This window comes from Dyella sp. 2YAF14, assembly GCF_052114725.1.
Taxonomy (GTDB): Bacteria; Pseudomonadota; Gammaproteobacteria; order Xanthomonadales; family Rhodanobacteraceae; genus Dyella.
This window is the reverse complement of the sequence record NZ_JBFRFH010000004.1, coordinates 125,807-148,776: the sequence shown is the minus strand read 5'-3', so window position 1 is coordinate 148,776 and position 22,970 is coordinate 125,807. Positions and strand designations below refer to the sequence as shown.

The following is a 22,970-nucleotide window of genomic DNA, read 5'->3' as shown; positions in this document are numbered from 1 at the left end:
GAATCAGGCGTCCGGCAGGTGTGCGTAGGGGCTGTGCTGCATCAGCTCCTGCGCGTAGTCGTCCATGCCTTCGGCTTCGTGTTGCAGCGCCTGCCTCACCGCATCGCGAAAACTCTTGTTCACCAGATAGTGCCGCGACTGCGTGCGTACCGGCAGGAAGCCGCGGGCGAGTTTATGCTCGCCTTGCGCACCGGGCTCGAAGCGCTGCAAGCCGTGACGGATCGCATGCTCGATGCCCTGGTAGTAACAGAGCTCGAAATGCAGGCCCGGCACCTCGACCTCGGCGCCCCAGTAGCGGCCATACAGCGTGTCGGTGCTTTGCAGGAACAGCGCCATCGCCACGATGCGTTCGCCATGGCGCGCCAGCGCAAGTTGCACCGCATCGCCCAGCGCGTCGCGCAGACCAAGGAACATCGACCGCGTCAGCGCGGCGTGGTTGCCCTTGGCGTCAAAAGTGGACTCGTAAAGCGCGTGGACATGCCGCCACTCATCGACGCTCAGCGAGCCGCCGCTGCGCATCTCGATCGCCAGGCCGCTGCGGGCCACGTGCGTGCGCTCCTGGCGGATGTTTTTCCGCTTCTTGTGATTGAGTGCAGCGAGGAACTGGGCGAAGTCCGCATAGGCATGGTTATGCCAGTGGAACTGCACATCGGAACGGACCAGCCAGGGGCTTTCGAACGCCGCCAGTTCGTCGTCGCACAAAAAATTGGCATGCACGGAGGAGAGGTTCATGCGCTCGGCGAAGGTGCGCATGGCGGTGGTCAATGCCTGTTGTCGTTCTGCCGTGCGTTCGTCGTTGCCGGCCAGCAGGCGCGGTCCGGGCACGGGCGAGTAGGGCACGGCGTTGAGCAGCTTGGGATAGTAATCGCCGCCCGCGCGCTCCCAGGCGCTGGCCCAGCTCCAGTCGAACACGAACTCGCCGTGTGAGTTGCCCTTCAGATACAACGGGGCCGCGGCGATGAGCGCGCCGTCTTCATACAGGCCAAGGTGATGCGCCTGCCAGCCCCAATCGGGACGGATGCAGCCTGTTCGTTCCAGCAGGGCGAGGAAAGCGTGCGAGACGAACGGATTGTCGTCGGGCCGAAGCGCATCCCAGGCCTCGGCCGGGATGCGTTCGATGCTGTCGTGGAAGCGGGCTTCGATCACGGCGCTCCAAAAACCACAGAAAACTCCGTCTTCCATCCCGTCAGTCCGACGCGAGCCGGAATGACGGTCAAAAGCTGACGGTCAGAAGACTCAGCTCGCCGGACCCTGCTGATCCAGCCAACGCTCTGCATCCAGCGCCGCCATGCAGCCAAACCCCGCCGAGGTCACCGCCTGGCGATACACATGGTCCGCCACGTCGCCGGCAGCAAACACACCCTGCACCGAGGTCATCGTGGCCATGCCGCCCAGGCCGCTGCGGATCTTGATGTAACCGTCGTGCATGTCGAGCTGGCCGTCGAAGATGCCGGTGTTGGGCTGGTGGCCGATGGCGACGAAGAAACCGTTCACCGGGATCTCGCGCGTCTCGCCGGTGTTGATGTCCTTCACGCGCACGCCGTTGACGCCGGAGTTGTCGCCCAGCACTTCATCGACCGTGTGGTTCCAGATCAGCTCGATCTTGCCGGCCGCGGCCTTCTCGAACAGCTTGTCCTGCATGATCTTCTCGGCGCGCAGCTTGTCGCGGCGGTGCACGAGATAAACCTTGCTGCAGATGTTGGACAGGTACAGCGCTTCTTCCACGGCGGTATTGCCGCCGCCGATCACCGCCACTTCCTGCTCGCGGAAGAAGAAGCCGTCACAGGTGGCGCAGGCGGACACGCCGCGGCCCTTGTAGTGCTCTTCGCTGGCGATGCCGAGGTACTTGGCGGTGGCGCCGGTGGTGATGATCAGCGCGTCGCAGGTGTATTCACCCGAGTCGCCCTTGAGGCGGAACGGGCGCTGCTTCAAGTCCACGCTGTGGATATGGTCAAACACCATCTGCGTTTCGAAACGCTCGGCATGCTGCGCCATGCGCTGCATCAGCTCCGGACCCTGCACGCCCTTGTCGTCGCCCGGCCAGTTGTCCACCTCGGTGGTGGTCATCAGCTGGCCGCCCTGCTGCAGGCCGGTGATCATCATCGGCTTGAGGTTGGCGCGGGCAGCGTAGACGGCGGCGGTGTAACCGGCGGGACCGCTGCCCAGGATCAGCAGGCGGCTGTGCTTGGTGGATGCGTTCATGCGTTCCTTCTATCCGCCGTGGTGGGCGGTGATGTTCGTGAATGGTGAGGGCAGGGGTGGAGCCGGTGGACCATGCTCAGGCGCATGGTGGTCAGGCGATCCACACCATATATGGGCTGTTAGCTGGTTTTCAGCAGGTTGGGCTGTATCTCGTTGACTTTGCTGCAACTGCGCAAAGGTGGTCTGCTTGCGCGGCGTCGCGGGAATGTGAAAACGGCCTGCCCATCTTGGTTATAATCCTTCGGGTTTGCTGGCGACTTGCATCAGTCATTCGCTCCATCACCTGCGGCGGTTTCCTACCTACCGGCAAGGCATGAACGGAGACGAGGCGTCCGAACCCGGAAGGATGGGGAAGACGCCGGGACGATTCAAGCACTGCCGGCCTTGAGGTTTGCCGGGCCGGGTGCGGCCTGGCGTCGTTGCCACTTAGCTTTCCCACAGGATCCACTCCCCATGCGTATTGGTATTCCCTCCGAAACCAAGACCCTCGAAGGTCGTGTTGCCCTCATTCCCGCCGCTGCTGCCGATCTGGTCCGCCGTGGCCACGAGGTGTTCATCCAGGCCGGCGCGGGCGAAAAGAGCGGCTTCTCCGACGAGGCCTATGCCAAGGTCGGCGTGAAGATCGCCGCCGACGCCGCTGCCCTGTACGAGGCTGGCGAGCTGATCGTGAAGGTGAAGGAGCCGGTTGCCGGCGACCTCGCCCTGCTCAAGAAGCACCACCTGCTGTTCTGCTACCTGCACCTGGCTGCCGAGCCGGCGCTGACCAAGAGCCTGCTCGACATCGGCCTGACCGGCGTGGCGTTCGAGTCGGTGGAAGAGAACGGCGGCCTGCCGCTGCTGCTGCCGATGTCGGTGATCGCCGGTCGCATCGCCACCCAGATCGGCACCACGCTGCTGCATCGTCCGCAGGGCGGCAAGGGCAAGCTGCTGGGCGGCATGGCCTCCACCCCGCGTGGCAAGGTCGTGGTGCTGGGCGCCGGCGCTGCCGGTGGCAACGCCGCTGCACTGGCCGCCGCTGCTGGCGCCAACGTGGTGGTGTTCGACAAGCGCCAGGATCGCCTGGCCGAGATGATGGCCATGGGCCCGAACGTCACCGCGCTGTACGCCTATGAATCGTCGGTGGCCGAAGAAGTCGCCAACGCTGACCTGGTGGTCGGCGCCGTGCTGATCCCCAGCGCCAAGGCGCCGCGCGTGGTCACCGAAGAGATGGTCAAGACCATGGAGAAGGGCAGCGTGCTGGTGGACATCTCCATCGACCAGGGTGGCTGCTTCGAGACCTCGCGTCCGACCACCTGGAAGGAACCGACCTATGACGTGCACGGTGTAACCCACTTCTGCGTCACGAATATGCCGGGTGCCGTGCCGCAGACCTCGTCGGTGGCGATTTCTGCCGCTATCCTGCCGTATGTGCAGCGTCTGGCCGCCGGCAACGAATGGCGCCAGTTCGAACCGCTGCGCGGGGGCATCAACGTCGACGGCGGCGAGCTGGTTCATCCGGCGCTCAAGGGCATGATCTAAGGTCTTGCCTGCCGCTTAGGCGGATGTGACACCGTCCGGCCGTCCTCGTTGGCGGCCGGACTCATGAACAGGATAAGGATCACGGTGCCGCGTACCGCGAACGTCAAGAAAGACAAGCAAGAGCGCGAAGGCCTCAGTGAAGAACTGAAGCGCCGTCTGCGCGAGGCCGGGGCGCTGCTGCTGCTGCCGCTGGCGCTTTATCTATTGGTCTGCCTGTTCAGCTACAACGACCAGGACCCTAGCTGGGGGCATGCGGGTACCGCCGAGCACGCGCGCAACTTCGGCGGCGAGATTGGCGCGAATATCGCCAATGTGCTGCGCTACATCTTTGGCCTGATTTCCTATTTCTTCCCGTTGCTGCTTCTCTTCCTGGGCGTGCAGGTGCTGCGCCATCGCGGCGAGCGCACCGTGCAGCCGTGGGAGCCGTCGCTGCGCCTGATTGGTTCGGTGTTTTTCTTCATCACCGCGCCGGCGCTGCTTTATCTCAATTTCAACGATGAGCCGATCCTGCCCCAGGGCGTGGGCGGCATCATCGGCATGTGGGTGGGTCGCGGCCTGCTGCATGCGCTGGGCGACAAGGGTGCGCCGCTGTTGCTGCTGGCGATGTTCCTGATCGCCGTGACGCTGGCGACGGGTCTGTCCTGGTTCAAAGTGGCCGACCTCACCGGGCAGGGCGTGCTGAAGCTCGCCGGCTGGTTCGGTGGCAAGCTGCGCGAGGCACCCGAAGTGCTGGCCGCCCGCCAGGCGCGCGCCGAGCGCGAGGTCGTCAAGAAGACCGAGGCCGTGAAGCAGGCCAAGCGCGAGCCGGTTCGCATCGAAACCGCACCTGCGCCCGTGGTGAAAAGCGAGCGCGCCAAGCTGGAAACCCAGATTCCGCTGTTCACCGGTGCCTCCGCCCCGGGCGAACTGCCGCCGTTGTCGCTGCTGGACGAAGCGCCGGAGCAGGGCCCGGGTTACTCGGAAGAAACGCTTGAAGTGCTGTCGCGCCAGCTCGAGCTGAAGCTCAAGGATTTCCGCATCGAGGCCAAGGTGGTGGGCGTGTATCCCGGGCCGGTCATCACGCGCTTCGAACTGGAGCCTGCGGCCGGCGTGCGCGGTTCGCAGGTGTCGAGCCTGGACAAGGACATCGCGCGCGGCCTCTCGGTGGTCAGCGTGCGCGTGGTCGACGTGATCCCAGGCAAGAACGTCATCGGCCTGGAAATTCCCAACGCCAAGAAACAGATCGTCTATCTCTCCGAGATCCTGCGTTCGGACAAATACGACGCCATGAAGTCGCCGCTGGCGCTGGCGCTGGGCAAGGACATCGGCGGCCGCCCGGTGGTGGCCGACCTGGCCAAGATGCCGCATCTGCTGGTGGCCGGTACCACGGGTTCGGGCAAGTCGGTGGCCGTGAACGCCATGGTGTTGAGCCTGCTGTACAAGGCCAGCGCCAAGGACGTGCGCATGATCATGATCGACCCGAAGATGCTGGAGCTTTCGGTCTACGAAGGCATCCCACATCTGCTGGCGCCGGTCGTGACCGACATGAAGGAAGCCGCCAACGCGTTGCGCTGGTGCGTGGCCGAGATGGAGCGCCGCTACAAGCTGATGGCAGCGGTGGGCGTGCGCAATCTCGCCGGCTTCAACAAGAAAGTGAAGGACGCCGAGAACGCCGGCCAGCCGCTGCTCGACCCGCTGTTCCGCCCGAATCCGGACATGCCGAACCTCGCGGCCGAGCCGCTGGAGCCGCTGCCGTACATCGTGATCATCATCGACGAGTTTGCCGACATGATGATGATCGTCGGCAAGAAGGTCGAAGAGCTGATCGCGCGCCTCGCCCAAAAGGCTCGTGCGGCGGGCGTGCATCTGGTGCTCGCCACGCAGCGTCCGTCGGTGGATGTGATCACCGGCCTGATCAAGGCCAATATCCCCACCCGTATCGCGTTCCAGGTGTCGAGCAAGATCGACTCGCGCACGATTCTCGATCAGTCCGGCGCTGAAGCGCTGCTCGGTCACGGCGACATGCTGCATCTGCCGCCGGGCACTGCGACGCCCGAGCGCGTGCACGGCGCCTTCGTGGACGATCACGAGGTGCATGGCGTGGTGAACTGGCTGCGTTCGCAGGGCGCGCCGCAATACATCGAAGGCGTGCTGGAAGAGGTGCAGGCCACCTCCGACGGCAAGTTCATCAACGACTCCGGTCTGCCGCAAGAGGGCGAAGAAGGTGGTGGCGATGCCGAGGCGCAGCTCTATGATCGCGCCGTGCGCATCGTGACCGAGACGCGCCGCGCTTCGATCTCCGGCGTGCAGCGCCACCTGCGCATCGGCTACAACCGCGCCGCCCGCCTGATCGAGCAGATGGAGCAGGATGGCGTGGTGAGTGCGCCCCAGCACAACGGCAACCGCGAAGTGCTGGCACCTCCGCCGCCGAAGAATTGATGGCTCGTCATTCCGGCGTACGGCGGAATGACGAACAAAAAACGTCTTGCCGTTAAGCCTTCCCGCACCACAATTCCCACTCGCCGCCCCATTCGAAAAGCGCCCATGAAACGCCTGCTACTCATCGCCACCGCTGTCGCCGCGTTTTCCCTCAGCAGCCTCGCCATGGCCGCCGGCCCGGCCCGCGCCAGGCTCGACGCCTTTGCCGGCGACCTGCACTCGCTCACCGGCAAGTTCTCGCAGACGCTGAAAGACGCCAACGGCAACTCGGGCAAGACCAGCAACGGCACGCTCGCGCTGCAGGCGCCGCGCCAGTTCCGCTGGGAGACGCTGGCCCCGTCCAAGCAGACCATCGTCGCCGACGGCAGCCGTGTGTGGTTGTACGACCCGGACCTGGAGCAGGTCACCGTGCGCGTGCAGAGCTCCGAGGAATCGCATAGCCCGCTGACCGTGCTCACCGATGTGAAGCAGATGGACAAGGACTTCAACGCCGTCGAGCAGGGCGACCACGATGGCCTGAGCTGGCTGCGCCTTACCTCCAAGGCCAAGGATCCGCAGTTCGACTACGCCGACCTGGGCTTCGATGCGAATGGCCTGGCGCGCATGATTTTTCGTGACCAGCTGGGTGCCGTCACGGATATTCGTTTTTCGGGTTGGCAGCGCAACGTGCCGATCCCGCCGGAGACCTTCAACTTCGTGCCGCCCCAGGGCGCCGATGTGATCGGCGACCTGCCGGTGATCCAGACCCAGCCGATCAAGAACTGAGCGCGCCGTGCTGCGCCAGCTCCCGCGCTGGGCTTGGGTGGGCGGCGGCCTGCTCGCGCTCGGTGCGGGCTGCATCAATGTGGTGGGCTATCTGTGCTTCCGGCACCAGCCGATCACCCATCTCACCGGTACCAGCACGGAATTCGGCCTGGCGCTGGCTCGCGGCGACGCAGGCGAAATAGCGCATTGGGGCTTGGTCATCCTGGCGTTTCTGCTGGGCGCCATGCTCAGTGGTTTCATCGTGCAACAGGGCGCACTGCGGCTCGGGCGGCGCTATGGCGTCGTGCTGATGCTGGAGTCAGCGTTGCTGTTTGCCGCCACGCCGTTGATTCATGGCGGCCATGATCTCGGGTTGTACCTCGCCTCGGCAGCGTGTGGACTGCAGAACGCGATGGTGAGCACGTATAGCGGCGCCACGGTGCGTACCACGCATTTGTCAGGCATCTTCACCGACCTGGGCATCTATCTCGGCCATCGATTGCGTGGCCTCGAGGTCGACTCCCTGCGCATCAATATCTGCCTGCTGGTGGCGAGTCATTTCATCGTGGGTGCCACGCTCGGCGCGCTTGGCTTCATGGTCTGGCAGGAGCGTGTGCTGCTGGCGCCGGCCACGCTCACCGGTGTGGTGGGCCTGGGTTATGCCATCTACCGGCATCGGCACTTCGATTGACGGCTGGGCGCCGAGCACGTGTTACTGGGCAGCCACGACCCGATTGCGTCCGCTGTTCTTGGCCTCGTACAGCGCGCCATCGGCACGCGTCAGCCACTGCGACAGCGTCTCGCCGGCATGGTACGCGGCCACGCCGATGCTCACGGTGACTTCGATGGGCTGCCCCTCATAGGTCAACGGCTGTTCCGCAACCGCGGCGCGTATGCGTTCGGCTATCAGCATGCCTTGCTCGAGTGAGCTTTCCGACAGGCAGGCCACCAGCTCTTCGCCGCCGTAGCGGCCCACGCAATCGCTGTCGCGGCACTGCTGCTGCATGATTTGACTCACATGGCGGATCACCGCGTCGCCGGCAAGATGGCCGTGGGTGTCGTTGATGCGCTTGAACCGGTCCAGATCCAGCAGTGCGATGCAGGCGCTGCCGTCGCTGGTTTGCGCACGCATTTCCTCGACCAGCTCCAGCAGGCGGCGGCGATTGCAGACGCCGGTCAACGCGTCTGTGTTGGCCAGCTCATCGAGTCGCTTGTTGGCCACCACGAGGTCACGCGTGCGCAACTCGATCTGATGCTGCAGCTGCTTGGCCTGGCGCCGCAGATACATGGTGCGCAGCTGGATCACGCCGAAGATCGCGGCCAGCGCCAGCAATCCGGCCGCCACCATGGCCGATACCGTTTCATACCAGCGCGGCTCGGCGCTGACGTCGACGGTCGACTCGATCAGGCGCGGCTGCATGCCATGCGTCTGTGCACGCAGGCGCAGCTTGTAATCGCCGTGGGGCAGGTTGGTGTAGATGGCGGTGGGCAGGCCGCCGCGCGGAATATCGATCCAGCTTTCATCGAAGCCCTCCATCCGATAGCTGTAGCTGGTTTCGGCGGGCGCTTCGTAATCGAGCAGCGCAAAGTCCACGCGCAGGCTGCGATTGCGCGAGCGGATCTTCAGCGACTCGCCGGCGCGCGGCAGTCGCCCATACGACAGTGGCACGCCATTGACGGCGGCATGAGTGATTGCGAGCGGTGGGTCGGGCTGATCGGATGGCTGCCATTGCGGACGCACTACGGTGAGTCCACCCAATCCTCCAAACAGCAGCTCGCCACCCGGCGCGCGCGCCGCCGCGGCGTAGATGTAGCTGGAAATGCGCAGGCCGTCGCGCACGCCCAGGTTGTGCACGGCATGCGTATTGCCGTCGATCATCGCCAGGCCGTTGGACAGGCTGACCCAGGGATTGCCGAAGTCGTCCGGCTGCACCGCGTTGATGTTTTCGCTGGGCAGTCCGTTGGCCGAGCCGATGGTGGTGAAGCGATAGGGTTCGCCGGCGCTGTGTGGCTGCAGCATGGCCAGCCCGCCATAAGTGCCGATCCACAGGCCGCCTTGCGGATCCATGGCGATGGAACTGGCCAGATTATTGGGCAGGCTGGTGTTGTCGCCGGGGCGGTTGAGCAGGTTCTGGAAACCCTTGTTCTGCGTGGTGCTGGTGGCGATGCTGATGCCGCGGCCGGTGACGTACCAAAGGTCGGCGCCGATGCGTGCGATGCGTCGCACCGTGTCGCTGGCCAGGCTGGTCGGGTCGTTCGCGTCGTGGCTGAAATGCGTGAGCGCGTGCGTTCGCGTGTCGTAACGATAAACGCCATCGTACGTGGCGATCAGCAGCCGCTGGCCATCCGGCAGCAGATGCAGCACGGGTTTGTCGTCCAGCTCGGGCACGGCCGAGCCGACGATGGCCAGCGTGTTGGGATCGACACGCGCCAGGCCCTGGGTGCCCACCCAGATAGTGCCATCGGGCATTTCGGCAAACGCCTGCACATCGCGGCGCGTCTGTACGCCGCCCAGTTCGAGATGACGAATGCTGGCGCCGGACAGATCGATCACGTCCACGCGCCCCGCGCTCATGCCCAGCCAGACGCGCTGCCGGCTGTCGACAAAAATACCGCGCACGTTGGTGTTGGCCAGCGAGCGGTGGTCGCTGGTCGAGGGCAGCAGGGCGAAAGCCTTGCGGGCGTTGGGGTCGTAGCGCGCCACGCCCAGATCGGTCGCTACCCATACGTTGCCGGTGCTGTCCTGTAGCAGTCCGCGCACGGAATCGCCGGGCAACGAGGAAGGCATCGCGGTGTCGTGCGCGACCGCGTGCAGGCTATGCGTGGCGACGTCGTACGACAGCACGCCGCCACCATCGGTGGCCATCCACATCACGTCGCCCGCCAACTCGGTGAAGGCGCGCACGGTCGGGCGGCGCGAACGATCGTGTTGATAGCCGCTGAAGCCGGGTATCGCATGCCATTGGCCGGTTTCATCGCGATACACCGCGCCCGACTGCGTGCTGCCGACCCACAGTCGTCCCTCGCGGTCCTCCAGCAGCGCCCAGATGCCGTCGTTCAACACCACGTCGATGCCGCTGCCGTCCGCCGGTCGATCAGGGCGTTTGAACGCCGTTTCTCCGGTGCGCCGGACGAACAGTCCATTGGTGTTGCCGACCCACAGGTTGCCGGCACGATCCTGTAGCACGCTGAAGCTGCGTTGGGCCATGCCATCGCCCAGCGGGATCGGACTGATGCGGTTGCTGCGCAGGTCCAGGTAATCGATGCCGCGCTCCGTCACGATCCAGATGCCGCGCTGGCCATCGGGCGACATCGCGTAGATCTTGCGGTCGCTGGTGCCGCCCTTGCCCACGGGGTAGGTGTGAAAGGTGTTGTCGAGCGGATTGAAGCGGCTCAGGCCGCCGGCATTGGTACCCACCAGCAGGCTGCCGTCGGGCAGGGTGAGCAGACAGCGCACATACGCGTCCGGAATATCGGTCTTGCTGCCGCCATTGCCGGTGAACACCTGCATGCGGTAACCGTCGTAGCGCACCAGGCCGGACAACGTGCCGATCCAGATCAGGCCGCGCTTGTCCTGTTCGACCGTGGTGGTGATCGAATGCGGCAGGCCGTCACTTACCCCCAAACGATCGAACCAGGGGATGTCGAACGGCGCCCAGGGGTCGCTGTCGCGTGCCATTCCCAGCGACGGAAGGATCAGCAGGCAAAGCAGGGCAAACGCGCGCAGCGGCTTGCCGCGCCAGGCCGCGGGCAGCCACGTGCTCAGCCCGACGTCCTGCTTGCTCGCCCGCCCCATCCCTTGCGCCACGTGCCGACTCCGTCCCGTCGTGTGGGGCACATCATAGCCATGGCGACAGGCGCCGTAGCGGTGGAGCCCGGGTATTTCCGACATGGTTTGCGCGAAAGCCGATATGACAGGCAGGGGATGGCCGATGAAATTGTCTAACAGGCGGCTCGCCGTCTAGGATCCCGAAGATGTCATCCCGGTCCCTGCCATTGCTTCTTCGCCTGCGCCGCCATCGCGGCTTGTGGGCGTTGGTGGTGGCTGTGCTGCTGATCAAGCTGGTCAGCGGGTCCGTATGCCTGGCCGATGGCGGTGAGCGTGATGCCAGCCCGGGGCGTGGCTACGCCATTGCGTCGGCGGCCATGGTGGTTGCTGCACCTGTGCCTGCGGGTGATGGCGAATGCCTGCTTGGCGAAGGCGCTTCCTGTCATTGCGCCTGTCCCCATGCCGCCGGCTTGCCTAGCCTGGTGATGCTGACCGTGAACGCGCCCGAGGCGCCATTCCTCGTTTCATCCGCACACGCCGGACGCGTGCCCGCCGTCGCGGGCTCCCTGTTGCGACCACCTATCGCCTGACCTCGAACGCCTGTGTTGCGCCCTCCCGGGCGCATTCCTCGTGATCGTTGTCAGGAGATGGTTTCATGTCCGTTTTACGTGCGGCCCTGTTCGGGGCTGCCTGTTTGTTTTCTGTCGCCAACGCGGCGGCGGTGCCGATCAAAGGTGAGCGACCGCTTCCTGCCGCATCGCCCATCGGTGGCGCGGTGCAGCTCGTATGGGCTGCCAACCCCGACATCCAGGCGGCTCGCGCCGAGCTGGAGGCGGCCCAGGCGCGGGTACGCGCGGCGGCCCAGCCTGTCTATAACCCCTCGCTGTCGCTCGATGCCGAGAACGCCGACGTCAATCGGCGCACGGCGGGGCTATCGCTGCCGCTGGATATGTCAGGCAAGCGCCGCGCCCGTACTTCGCAGGCGCAGGCCCAGTGGCGCAGCCGCGAGGCGTCCTATGAAGTGCTGCGGCGGGACATCGCCTCGCGTTGGCTGAAAGCCTGGTCTGCCGCTGCCCTGGCTGCTCGCCAGCGCGAGCTCGGCGAGCGTCGGGTGAGCTTGATGCGGCGATTCGATGCGCTCGCCGCCGACCGCCTCGGTGTCGGCGATATCAGCAGTCCCGAACGCGATCTGGCCGCCCTGGCCCTGGGTGAATCGCAGATCCAGCAGGCGTCGCTGGCGGGCGCCGAGGCGGCGGCGGTGGCCGCGCTCGAGACGGTCGCCGGCGAGGCTGTGACGAAGCCGCCGCTGCCTGCAGGTCTGCCGCCGGCTTCGAACAGCATCTTGCCGATTCCCATCGAGCAGCGGCCGGAGTTGGTGAAGCTGCGCGCCGATGAGGAGGTCGCTCAGGCGGGCATCGACGTGGCGCGGCGTGCGCGTATGCCCGATCCCACCATCAGCCTGACCGGTGGACGCGTGTACACAGGCGTGAGGACCGACCAAGTGATCGGCGTCAGCGTGTCCATTCCCTTGCCGGTGCTCAACAACGGACGCGCGGAAATCGACGCCGCACTCGCGGAAGCCGGGGCGGCTGCCGCCTTGACGCGCTCGCAGCAACTGGCGAGTCGCGCTTCGCTGCGTGAAGCGCAATCGCGTTACGACGCCTTGCTCGCTGCTGGCCAGGCCTTTCGGCAGGGACGCGCCGCCGCCTTCGACGATCGCACCGCGCTGCTCGAAAAGCTCTGGCGAGCCGGCGAGATCAGCACCTCCGATTACCTCGTCCAGCTGAAGCAAAGTCTCGACACCGCGCTGTCCGCGCTCGCACTGGAAAGCCAGGCCTGGCAGGCCTGGTTCGACTACCTCGTCGCCGCCGGTCGCCTGACCGACTGGCTGGATGGCCGCACACAGGATGTATCCCCATGAATCATCTTTTCCGACGCGCCTCCTGCGCGCTGCTGTTTTCGCTTGCGACGGGCGCGGTCTTCGCGCAGCAGGCGGCCAATCCACTGACGCTGGATGCCCGCGCCGTGCAGGACGCCGGCATCGTCGTGTCCAGACTCGCTTCGCGCGACCTCGCTGAAGAAATCAAGGCGCCTGGCGAAGTGAAGGTCGATGCGTATTCGACTGTACTGGTGTCGCCGCGCATCGAATCGATGGTGCTGTCGCGCCAGGTGAAGCTGGGCGATGTGGTGAAGGCGGGGCAGCCGCTGGTCACCTTGTCGAGCGTGCAGGTTGCGGAAACCCAGGGGGCGCTCATCGTCGCCGAGCAGGAATGGCGCCGCGTCTCCGCGCTGGGTCCGCAAGCTGTCTCCGCCCGCCGCTACACGGAAGTGCAAGTGCAGCGCGACCAGGCGCGCGCTCGCTTGCGCGCCTACGGTCTGTCCGATGCGCAAATCCAGGGCGTACTGCGCGCCGGCTCGGCCAAGGCTGACGGGAGTTATGCCTTGCTCTCGCCGACGGATGGACGCATCACTACTGACCAGTTCCTCGTGGGTGAGCGCGTCGATGCGGGGCGCGCGTTGTTCACCGTGGTGAAAGAGGACTCGGTATGGGTCGAGGCGCAGATGCCGCCGTTCGAAGCGGAGCGCGTGGCCACAGGCGCCGCGGCACGCATCCTCATTCACCAGCAAAGCCTGCCCGGCAAGGTCGTACAGCGTTCGCACCAGACGGATGAAAAGACCCGCACGGTAGCCGTGCGCATTGCCGTGGACAACAGCCGCGACCTGCTCCACCCGGGGGAGCTCGTCGATGCTCGCGTTGCCGTGTCTGGACGCAGCGCACTCGCGGTGCCCGCCGAAGCCGTGGTGCTGTTGCAGAACCAGTCCACTGTCTTCGTCGTCGCCAGCGGCCAGGCGTTCGAGCCGGTAGCCGTGCAGACAGGCGAAAACCGTGACGGCTGGGTGGAGATACGCCAAGGCCTCAAGCCCGGCGCGTCCTACGTCAGCAAGGGCGCGTTCGCGCTCAAGGCGCGCCTGCTTCGCTCGCAGCTGGGAGAAGACTGATGCTCGCGCGTCTCGTCGAACTCTCTTTACGCTACAAGCTGCTGGTGCTGATCGCTTTCGCAGTGATTGCTGCGCTCGGCTATCAGGCGCTGCGCAAGCTGCCCATCGATGCCTTTCCCGATGTCACGCCGGTGCAGGTCAACGTGTACACCGAGGCCCCTGGACTGGCCGCGGAAGATGTGGAGTCGCTGCTCACCACGCCGGTGGAATCCGCGCTCGCCGGTCTTCCAAAAGTGGACGAGGTACGCTCGGTCAGTCTGTTCGGGCTGTCCTATGTCTCCGTGTATTTCAAGGACGATATGGACATCTACTTCGCCCGCCAGCTCGTCAATGAGCGTCTTCAGCAGGTGGGCGACCGCTTGCCCGCGGGCTACGGCAAGCCGGAAATGGGCCCCAATACCTCAGGCCTCGGCCAGGTGTTCTGGTACACCGTGGAGCGTGCCGACGAAACCCTGAAGGGATCACCCAGCGACAGCGACCTGCGCACGCTGCAGGACTGGAGCATTCGCCTGATGCTTCGCACTGCGGCTGGCGTCGACGATGTGACGTCGTGGGGCGGGCAGCAGAAGCAGTATCAGGTGCGCATCGACCCGATGAAGCTGATTGCGCACGGCCTGGGCTTCAAGCACGTGATCGAGGCCCTCCAGGCGAACAATGCGCAGGTCGGCGGCAACTTCGTCGATGTCGGTCGAGAGCAGTATCTCGTTCGCGGCCTGGGGCTGGTGCAGAGCGCGCGTGACATCGAGCAGATCGTGCTCAAGACCGAAGACGGCACACCTGTCTACGTGCGCGACGTGGCCACAGTGGACGAGGCCGGCGCGCCGCGCACCGGCGCCGTGACGCGCGACGGCAAGGAAGTGGTGATGGGGCAGGCGCTCTCGCGCATCGGCGAAAACGCCAAGAGCGTGGTGGATGCCGTGAAGGGCAAGCTCGCCACGGTGCAGCAAGCCTTGCCCGCCGGCGTGGTGGTCAAGCCGGTCTACGAGCGTACCGACCTGGTGAACAAGGCCGTGGGTACGGCGGTGCGCGCGCTGGTGGAGGGATCGATCCTGGTAGCGATCGTGTTGTTCTTGTTTCTTGGCGAGTTGCGCAGCGCACTGGTGGTGGTCGTCACCTTGCCGCTGGCCATGCTGATCGCCTTCATCTGCATGGAGCAGGCGGGTCTATCGGCCAACCTGATGTCGCTGGCGGGGCTGGCCATCGGCATCGGCATGATGGTCGATGGCGCGGTGGTGATGGTGGAAAACGCCTTCCGCCTCATGGCCGAGCGCAAGGCGCATGGCTTGCCTGTGGACCGCAGTGCCGCCGTGCTTGCTGCGGCGAAGGAAGTGGCGAGTCCGATCGCGTTCGCCATTGTCATCATCATCGTGGTGTTCCTGCCGCTGTTCAGTCTGCAGGGGCTGGAAGGCAAGATGTTCAAGCCGATGGCTTTCAACATCAGCTTCGCCATGGCCGGTTCGCTGGTGCTGGCCCTGACCCTTGTTCCGGTACTCGCTGCGCTGGCGCTCAAGCCCAAGGACGAGCGCGACACGCGCCTCGTGGCCTTCCTGAAGAAACACTACGGCGTCGTGCTGGCATGGGCGCTGCGTCGGCGTCGCTGGGTGCTGGGCATGGCCGGCGGTGCGTTATTGGGCAGCCTCGCGTTGTTTCCCTTCCTCGGCAAGGAGTTCATGCCGAACCTGAAGGAGGGCGCGATCATGTGGCGCATCACCTCCATTCCTTCCGCGTCGCTGGATGAATCCATCGACCTCTCGCGCCAGGTGGCCGCGCGCATTGAGGCATCGTTTCCCGAGGTCGAGACCACGCTCGCGATGATCGGTCGCGCGGAGAAGGGCGAGACGGCGGACGTGAACTACATGGAGGTCTACACGCCGCTCAAGCCGCGCGATCAATGGCGCAAGGGACAGACGCTGGAAAGCATCGAGGCGGATATGCAGCGTGAACTTTCAGCCGCATTGCCGACGGCCGTGGTGAGTTACACCCAACCCATCCAGATGCGTATCGAGGAGCTGATCTCCGGCGTGCGCGCCACGCTGGCATTGAAGCTCTACGGGGAAGACTTGGGCGAACTCGATCGCCTGAGCGCCCGAATCAAGGATGTGCTGGGCGGCGTGCCGGGCGTAGCCGACCTGGCCCTGGAGCCCAATATGGGCAAGCCGCAGATACGCGTCAGCGTGGATCGCGATGCGCTCGCGCGTTACGGCCTCAACGCCGACGACGTGCTCGCCGTGGTTCGCAACGGCATCGGTGGCGAGCCGGTAAGTACGCTGATCGATGGCGTGAAGCGGTTCGACATCGCCGTGCGGTTGAACGACAGCGACAAGCGCTCGCTGCAGGCGATCCAGCGCATTCCGATCCAGGCACCTGGTGGCGCCATCGTGCAGTTGTCACAGGTCGCCGAGGTCACCGAGGCAGAGGGTTATTCCTTTATCCGGCGCGAGCAACTGCAACGCTATGCGGTGATCCAGATGGATGTGCGCGGTCGCGATATCGACGGCTTCGTACAGGAGGCGAACGCCGCGCTAGCACAGAAAGTGAAACTGCCGACGGGCTATTACACCGAATGGGGCGGTGCGTTCGAGAATCAGCAGCGCGCCTTGAAGCGGTTGTCGCTGATCGTGCCGGCCACGATCTTCTTCATCTTTATCTTGCTCTACACGGCCTTCAACTCGATGAAGTACGCGGCGCTTATCCTCGCCAACGTGCCGTTCGCCACCATCGGCGGCATCGTGGCGCTGGCGATCACCGGGCAATACCTCTCGGTGCCTTCAGCGATCGGCTTTATCGCCGTGTTCGGCGTGGCGATGTTGAACGGCATCGTGCTGGTGAGCTTTCTCAATGAGCAGCGCGTCAAGGGCATGGGTGTGCGTGAGGCCGTGCTGCGCGGCACGGCACTGCGTCTGCGGCCGGTGCTGATGACGGCCAGCGTGGCGATCCTTGGCCTCGTGCCCATGCTGCTTTCCAGCGGCGTGGGCGCGGAAACGCAGCGGCCGCTGGCAACGGTGGTGGTGGGCGGGCTGATCACCTCGACCCTGCTGACCCTGCTGTTGTTACCCGTGCTTTACGACTGGATGGAGCAACGGGCGCAGGCGCGCCGCAGCTCTTCCTAGGACTGTTCCCGCCGCCATGGGTGACACGGCGGCGGCAGCGCCGTCCGTGTCACACTGACGCCATGACAACCCGGCGTGGCTGGAGATGGATGGTCATGGTTTTTCTATGGATAGTGATAGGTGCAGTGCTGGGCGGGCTGGCCTCCGAAGGCGGCCTTGCGGGCATCGTTGGCGGCGCGGCCGTGGGATTGATCTGGGGCAGGCAGCTGCAGTTGTCCCGCGAGCTGAAAAGCCTGCGTGCGCAACTCAACGAAGCCAGGCCCTCGACGACGGTTGCCGCTGAGCGACCGTGGATGACTGCCCAGGAGGCGCGCGAGGCAGTGCAAGAGCCGCCGGCGACGCCCCCTGTAGCTGCCGCGCCTCCGCCGGTTCCAACAGCAGCGGCCCCTGCGCCCGTGGGACCTGCCGCATGGCCTGCGGCTGACGAGACGCCTCGCGCTCCGTCGACGCCGTCTGCCTTGGACCGCCTGACCAGCCGCGTGTGGCGCTGGTTCACCGAAGGCAATGTGCCGGTGAAGATCGGCATGCTGGTGTTGTTCGCCGGCGTGGCGGCCTTGCTCAAGTACGCCGCGGATGCAGGCATGCTGCGCGTGCCGATCGGTTTGCGCGTAGCGATGGTGGCCTTGGCCGCCGTGGCGGGACTCGCCTTTGGCTGGAAGAAGCGCGAGAGCCAGCGTGTCTTCGCACTATCGGTGCAGGGCGGGGCGATCGGCGTGCTGGTGATGACGGTGTTTGCCGCGTTCCGTCTCTGCGACCTGCTGCCTGCGGGCGCCGCGTTCGCCTTGCTGGTGGTGTTGGTCGCCGGCATTGGCGTGCTCGCTGTGGTCCAGGATGCGCTGGCGCTCGCGGTGCTTGGTCTTGTAGCAGGTTTTGCGGCGCCCATCCTGGTGTCCACCGGCAACGGCAGCCACGTGGCCTTGTTCAGTTACTACGCCGTGCTCAACCTCGCCATCCTGGGCATCGCGTGGAAGCGCTCGTGGCGCGTGCTGAACCTGCTGGGTTTTATCGCAACTTTCGGCGTAGGCACGGCCTGGGGTGTGCTTCGCTACGAGCCCGCGCTGTTTGCCAGCACCGAACCGTTCCTGGTGCTGAATTTCCTGTTCTATCTGGTCATCCCCTGGCTGCACGTGATGCGCGCGCCGGTGGATCGGCGCCTGGTGATCGATGGCTGCCTGATGTTCGGCAATCCGCTGATCAGCCTGTTGCTGCAAGGCGCGCTGTTGCATTGGGATGGCAAGGCGCTGGCAATGTCCACGCTGGTGGCAGCAGTGATTTACCTGGGCGTGGCCTATGTCTCGCGTCGCCAGCCGGCCATGCGTCTGCTGCGCGATACCTGGGCGGTGCTGGCGGTGGCACTTGCCACGCTAACCGTGCCGCTCGCACTGCGCGCCGATGTGACTGGCAGCATCTTCGCGCTCGAAGGTGCTGGCCTGATCTGGCTGGGCTTGCGTCAGCAGCGATGGCTGGCCACGTGGAGCGGCGTCGCGCTGCAACTGTTCGCCGGGTTTGCCTTGCTGATCGACAAGTTTATGCATGGCGGCTATGGCGCGTTGCCGGTGCTCAATCGCGAATTCATCAGTGCGCTGATGATCGTGCTCGCGGGCTTCGCCAGCAGCGGTCTGTTGTCGCGATGGAGTGCGGGGCGCGTGCTGTATCGCGTGTTCTCGTTGGTGATGTTTGCCTGGGCGCTGCTTTGGTGGCTGGTCGCCAGTGCGCAGGAGATCAAGCATTTCGTGCCGGATACAGATTTGTTTGCGGCGTGGCTGGCGTGGCTCGCATTCACAGCATGGGCAGTTGCCGAAGCGGCGCGCTATCGCTCTACGGCGGAACTCGGCGCGGCACTGGTATGGACGCCAGTGGCCTTCATGGCCGCCATGCTGCTGCTCATTCTGATGGCCGCCGGCTTTCACCAGCAGCCATGGCGCGGCTGGAATCTGCTCTCCGTGCTGTTCGCAGCCATCCTTGGTTGGCGCACGTTGCTCAACTTGCGCGACACCTCATGGGCAGGCGCGACGGCGCACGGGCTGTGGCTATGGCGATGGATCCTGCTGGCAGCGGTGGGCGTGGCGGTGGCCGTGGATCGGCTGCGCTGGTTGTCCGATAGCTGGGTGATGCTGCTGAGTTTTGCGCCGTTGCTCATTGCGTTTGCGGTGTCGCACGCGCGGCCCCGCCTGATCGCCGCGCCCATGGAAAGCGTCATGCCCTTGTGGCTGGCGCCGCTGAAGTATTCGCTGCTCGCGATACTTGGATTGGTCGGTTGCGTGGCCTTGTTCCATGCAGGCGACGCAACACCCTTGCACTACGTGCCGCTGGTCAATCCGCTGGAGATGCTGCTGCTGTTGATCGCTTTCGCTTATGCAGCGTGGCTGACCGAGCCTTCGCTGCCTGCACTGTTGCAGCGCAGTCGCGGTCCCGTGCTGGGCGGCATCGTGCTGGCACTCGCTACCAGCTTCACCTTGCGTGCAGTCCATCAACTGGGCGGCGTGCCATGGGGTGGGGAGCTGGTCGATTCGAGCGTCACCCAGATGGCGCTCACCTTGGTATGGAGCGTGTTGGGCCTGTTTGCCTGGGTGTGGGGTTCGCGGCATGGCCATCGGCTGTTCTGGCTGGCGGGTGCGGTGCTCATGGGCGTCGTGCTGGCCAAGCTGATCCTTATCGACCGTCGTCAGCTGGGCAATCTGTTCGGCATCGGTTCGTTTATCGCCTTCGGCCTGTTGTGCAGCGTGATTGGATACCTGGCGCCGGCTCCGCCGCGCCGCTCATCGTCGATGGAGGAGACCGGGCATGCGCCTTGATATGCGTTGGATCGCACTCGCCCTGATGTTGCCCGTGGCGGCGGCCCGGGCAGACAGCAATGTGGATTACGCCTATGCGTTTGCGCTGGATACGAAAGCACCGGGCGAGGCCTATCGGGTGACACTCACGCCGGAGGTGTATGCCTCCGTCAATCCCAATGCCGATCTGCACGATCTGATCGTGGTCAACGCACTCGGCCGGCCGGTGCCGTTCGCGCCGCTGCCGCCCTCGCCACCCATCAGTCGTCCCTTCGAGGCGATGGCGCGGCTGCTGCCGTTGCCGGTGTCAGCCGCCTTGGCCGATAGCGTCAAAGTGGAGCGCAATACCGATGGCGGCATCGTCATCAGTCAGACCGATCGCGCCGCTCCGGTGCAACATCCGGATGCATGGTTGATCGACGCGGGCCGCACGATCAGCCTTGATCAGCTCGCGCTTGATCCGGCCTCGCTGAGCGAGGATTTCCAGCTTCATCTGACGGTGGAAGGCAGCAACGATCTGCGGCAGTGGAACCTGCTCGCGTCGGACCTCAGCCTGACCCGCGTGCACGGCGAGCAGGATGAAGTCGAGCAGCTGGCGGCAGAGGTGGCAAGCAGCGATGCGTATCGCTATTTTCGCGTGCGCCTTGCTGACGGCCAGGTGGATTGGAGCGCAGGCCACGCGCCCATCGCCAAGCTGTCCGGCAGCATCACTGACGTCGCCGCCGAGCGCGCGTCGAAATTGCAGTGGCTGGTGGCCAAGGCAAGCGGGCAGGGCGCGGCCGACTACGACTACGCGTTGCCTGCGGCGCTACCGGTGGAGTCGGTAGTCGTTGCGTTGCCTGCAGCCAACAACGCCGCCCGCGTGCATGTGCTGGTGCAGGGCGCCGGCGCGTCCCCGTGGATGGAAGTGGCGGCACTCGATCTGGTTCGCGCTGGCGGCAAGAGTGGCGAGGTCACGGCCACCATCGGCGAGCGCAACGTGAAGCAGCTGCGCGTGCACAGCGACACGCCGCTCGCTGGCGCGCCCGCGGTGCGCGTGGGCTGGTTGCCTGCGCAATACGTATGGCTTCCCGAAGGCAGCGCGCCCTATCGATTGCTGGCCGGCAGCTACGCAGCGCGACGTGGCGACTATCCGGTGGGTGAGGCCTTGAGCCGCTTGCGCAGCCAACGCGGCGAGGAATGGCAGCCGCCCGTTGCACAACTGGGGCCGCGCATGGACGAGGCCGGCCCTTCAGCCCTGAACGCGCCGAAGGTCCCTTACGACTGGACCAAGCCCTTGCTGTGGGTAGTCCTGACGCTGGGCGCGCTGGTGGTGGCAGGCATGGCCTTCAGCCTGCTGCGCCAGGGCCGCGAGGACGCGCCGAAATCCTGATGCGGGCGGGGGGCATGCCGCCCCCATGGCCCGATGTCCTAGAATGCCCGGCATGTCACGCAGCGATATGTTCGATGCGCCGGGCCTGTTTGCCGAGCCCGACGATCTCAAACCCCTGGCCGAACGCATGCGGCCCCGCACCCTGGATGAAATCGTGGGCCAGCAACGCGTGCTGGCTCCCGGCAAGGCGCTGCGCCGTGCGCTGGAAGCCGGCCGCGTCCATTCGATGATCCTGTGGGGCCCACCCGGTTGCGGCAAGACCACGCTGGCCTTGCTGGTGGCGCGCTACGCCGATGCGGATTTCCGCGCCATCTCCGCCGTGATGTCGGGCCTGCCCGATGTACGCAAGGCGCTGGCCGAGGCCGAGGTGAATTTTGCGCAGGGTCGTCGCACGGTGTTGTTCGTGGACGAGGTGCACCGCTTCAACAAGGCCCAGCAGGATGCCTTCCTGCCGCATATCGAACGCGGCGTGATCATCTTCGTCGGCGCCACCACCGAAAACCCCTCGTTCGAACTCAACTCCGCCTTGCTGTCGCGCTGCCGCGTGCACGTGCTGGAAGCCGTCACGGTGGACGACATCGTGATGGCGCTCAAGCGCTCACTCGAAGACAACGAGCGCGGCCTGGGCAGCATGCAGCTCGATGTCGCCGACGAATCGCTTAAGCTGATCGCCCAGGCGGCCGATGGCGACGTGCGCCGCGCGCTCACGCTGCTGGAAATTGCGTCGGAACTCGCCGAAGACCATCGCATCGACGACACCACGCTCACCCAGGTGCTGGCCGATCGCACGCGCCGCTTTGACAAGGGCGGCGAGCAGTTCTACGACCAGATCTCGGCGCTGCACAAATCGGTGCGCTCGTCCGATCCGGATGCGGCCGTGTACTGGCTGACGCGCATGCTCGATGGCGGCGTCGATCCGCTTTACCTCGCGCGCCGCATGACGCGCATGGCCGTGGAAGACGTCGGCCTCGCCGAACCGCGCGCCTGGCGCATGGCGCTGGATGCGTGGGACACCTATGAGCGCCTCGGCAGTCCCGAAGGCGAGCTGGGTCTGGCGCAGCTCGCCATCTGGCTGGCCATCGCGCCCAAGAGCAACGCCGCCTACAAGGCCTACAACGCCGCCCGCGCCGTGGTGCAGCAGACCGGCACGCTCGACGTGCCGATGCATCTGCGCAATGCACCCACCAAGCTGATGAAAGGCCTGGGCTACGGGCAGGGCTATCAGTACGACCACGACAGCGAAGGCGGCGTCGCGCTCGATCAGCAATGCCTGCCCGATGCGCTGGACGGCACCGTGTTCTACGAGCCGGTCGATCGCGGTCTGGAAGTGAAGCTGCGCGAGAAGCTGCTCAGCTTGCGCGAAGCGCGACGCAAGGCGCGCGGCGAATAAACCACCCCTCGGCACGCGGAGTTGAATCATGTCCATCACCTGGTATTTCGACTTCATCTCCCCGTTTGCCTGGTTGCAGTGGCCCAAGGTGAAACTGCTGGCGGCGTCTCGGCCGGTAACGTTGCGCCCCATCGTGTTCGCCGGCGTGCTGGAACGGCACGGCCAGAAAGGTCCGGCGGAAATCCCGGGCAAGCGTGAATTCACCTATCGCCATGCGCTGTGGCGCGCACGTCAGAACGGCCAGCCACTGCGGTTTCCGCCCGCGCATCCGTTCAATCCGTTGGCTGCGCTTCGGCTGTGCATCGCGGCCGGCAGCACGGTGGCGGCGACGGATGCAATCTTCGACTGGATCTGGGCCCAGGGAAATGCGGGCGACAGCATCGCCGCACTGGCGCCCGTGGCCGCTCGCCTGGGCATCGCCGATCCAACCACCGCAATTGCCGATCCCGCCGTAAAGGCGCAGCTGCGCGCCAATTTCGACGAGGCCATGGCCGAGGGCGTGTTCGGCGTGCCCACGCTGTCGCTGGATGGCCGTCTGTTCTGGGGCGAGGACGCGCACGCCTTTGCCTTGGCCTGCCTGGATGATCCCTCGCTATGGGACGAGCCGGAGATGCATCGCCTGGGCGCGCTGCCGGTCGGCGTCTCCCGCACCGGCTGATGCCGTCGCCGTCAC

Annotated in this window: 15 protein-coding genes; 12 read left to right on the top strand and 3 right to left on the bottom strand. The window is 65.4% G+C overall.

The genetic code is table 11. The features are described 5' to 3' along the window. Positions 1-3: 3 nt before the first annotated feature. Together AB4Y82_RS09095 and trxB are read right to left on the bottom strand one after the other, a co-directional pair. Complete coding sequence (locus AB4Y82_RS09095) at positions 4-1,146, bottom strand: GNAT family N-acetyltransferase (protein WP_441603287.1); 1,143 nt, start codon at positions 1,144-1,146, stop codon at positions 4-6. A gap of 90 nt (positions 1,147-1,236) precedes the next feature. Beyond that, positions 1,237-2,202: a thioredoxin-disulfide reductase gene (gene trxB / locus AB4Y82_RS09090; protein WP_441603288.1), complete on the bottom strand. Its 966-nt coding sequence runs from the start codon at positions 2,200-2,202 to the stop codon at positions 1,237-1,239. Between the two features lie 453 nt (positions 2,203-2,655). Between trxB and ald the strand changes: the two genes are divergently transcribed. From ald to AB4Y82_RS09070, 4 genes are all read left to right on the top strand, one after another. Beyond that, positions 2,656-3,720 carry an alanine dehydrogenase gene (ald, locus tag AB4Y82_RS09085; RefSeq protein ID WP_441603289.1) on the top strand — a complete coding sequence of 355 codons (1,065 nt, stop codon included), beginning with the start codon at positions 2,656-2,658 and terminating at the stop codon, positions 3,718-3,720. 63 nt (positions 3,721-3,783) lie between these two features. After that, the gene (locus AB4Y82_RS09080) at positions 3,784-6,138 is read left to right on the top strand and encodes a DNA translocase FtsK (RefSeq protein WP_441603290.1); all 2,355 of its coding nucleotides are present in this window, start codon (positions 3,784-3,786) and stop codon (positions 6,136-6,138) included. A 105-nt stretch (positions 6,139-6,243) separates the two neighbouring features. Beyond that, positions 6,244-6,903: an outer membrane lipoprotein chaperone LolA gene (gene lolA / locus AB4Y82_RS09075; RefSeq protein ID WP_441603291.1), complete on the top strand. Its 660-nt coding sequence runs from the start codon at positions 6,244-6,246 to the stop codon at positions 6,901-6,903. Positions 6,904-6,910: 7 nt separating this feature from the next. After that, entirely contained in the window at positions 6,911-7,573 is a 663-nt protein-coding gene (locus AB4Y82_RS09070) for a YoaK family protein (RefSeq protein WP_441603292.1), read from the top strand. Positions 7,574-7,594: 21 nt separating this feature from the next. On the opposite strand, the gene AB4Y82_RS09065 is transcribed toward AB4Y82_RS09070, so the two are convergent. Then, positions 7,595-10,690, bottom strand: a complete 3,096-nt coding sequence (locus AB4Y82_RS09065; protein ID WP_441603293.1) for a ligand-binding sensor domain-containing diguanylate cyclase — start codon at positions 10,688-10,690, stop codon at positions 7,595-7,597. 167 nt (positions 10,691-10,857) lie between these two features. On the opposite strand from AB4Y82_RS09065, the gene AB4Y82_RS09060 reads away from it, so the two are divergent. The 8 genes from AB4Y82_RS09060 to AB4Y82_RS09025 all read left to right on the top strand — a co-directional run bounded on the left by AB4Y82_RS09060 (position 10,858) and on the right by AB4Y82_RS09025 (position 22,955). Further along, complete coding sequence (locus tag AB4Y82_RS09060) at positions 10,858-11,241, top strand: hypothetical protein (protein WP_441603294.1); 384 nt, start codon at positions 10,858-10,860, stop codon at positions 11,239-11,241. 65 nt (positions 11,242-11,306) lie between these two features. Continuing rightward, complete coding sequence (locus tag AB4Y82_RS09055) at positions 11,307-12,572, top strand: TolC family protein (protein ID WP_441603295.1); 1,266 nt, start codon at positions 11,307-11,309, stop codon at positions 12,570-12,572. Next, positions 12,569-13,651, top strand: coding sequence for an efflux RND transporter periplasmic adaptor subunit (locus tag AB4Y82_RS09050; protein ID WP_441603296.1), 1,083 nt, complete (start codon positions 12,569-12,571; stop codon positions 13,649-13,651). The genes AB4Y82_RS09055 and AB4Y82_RS09050 overlap by 4 nt, the downstream gene beginning before the upstream one ends. Then, entirely contained in the window at positions 13,651-16,761 is a 3,111-nt protein-coding gene (locus tag AB4Y82_RS09045; RefSeq protein ID WP_441603297.1) for an efflux RND transporter permease subunit, read from the top strand. Before AB4Y82_RS09050 ends, AB4Y82_RS09045 begins: the two co-directional genes overlap by 1 nt. Positions 16,762-16,856: 95 nt before the next feature. After that, the gene (locus AB4Y82_RS09040; protein ID WP_441603298.1) at positions 16,857-19,556 is read left to right on the top strand and encodes a DUF2339 domain-containing protein; all 2,700 of its coding nucleotides are present in this window, start codon (positions 16,857-16,859) and stop codon (positions 19,554-19,556) included. Further along, positions 19,546-20,907 (top strand): DUF3999 family protein, encoded by a 1,362-nt coding sequence (locus AB4Y82_RS09035; protein ID WP_441603299.1) that lies wholly within the window; start codon positions 19,546-19,548, stop codon positions 20,905-20,907. The genes AB4Y82_RS09040 and AB4Y82_RS09035 overlap by 11 nt, the downstream gene beginning before the upstream one ends. A gap of 52 nt (positions 20,908-20,959) precedes the next feature. After that, complete coding sequence (locus tag AB4Y82_RS09030; protein ID WP_441603300.1) at positions 20,960-22,297, top strand: replication-associated recombination protein A; 1,338 nt, start codon at positions 20,960-20,962, stop codon at positions 22,295-22,297. 25 nt (positions 22,298-22,322) lie between these two features. Beyond that, positions 22,323-22,955, top strand: coding sequence for a 2-hydroxychromene-2-carboxylate isomerase (locus tag AB4Y82_RS09025; RefSeq protein WP_441603364.1), 633 nt, complete (start codon positions 22,323-22,325; stop codon positions 22,953-22,955). Positions 22,956-22,970 lie beyond the last annotated feature (15 nt).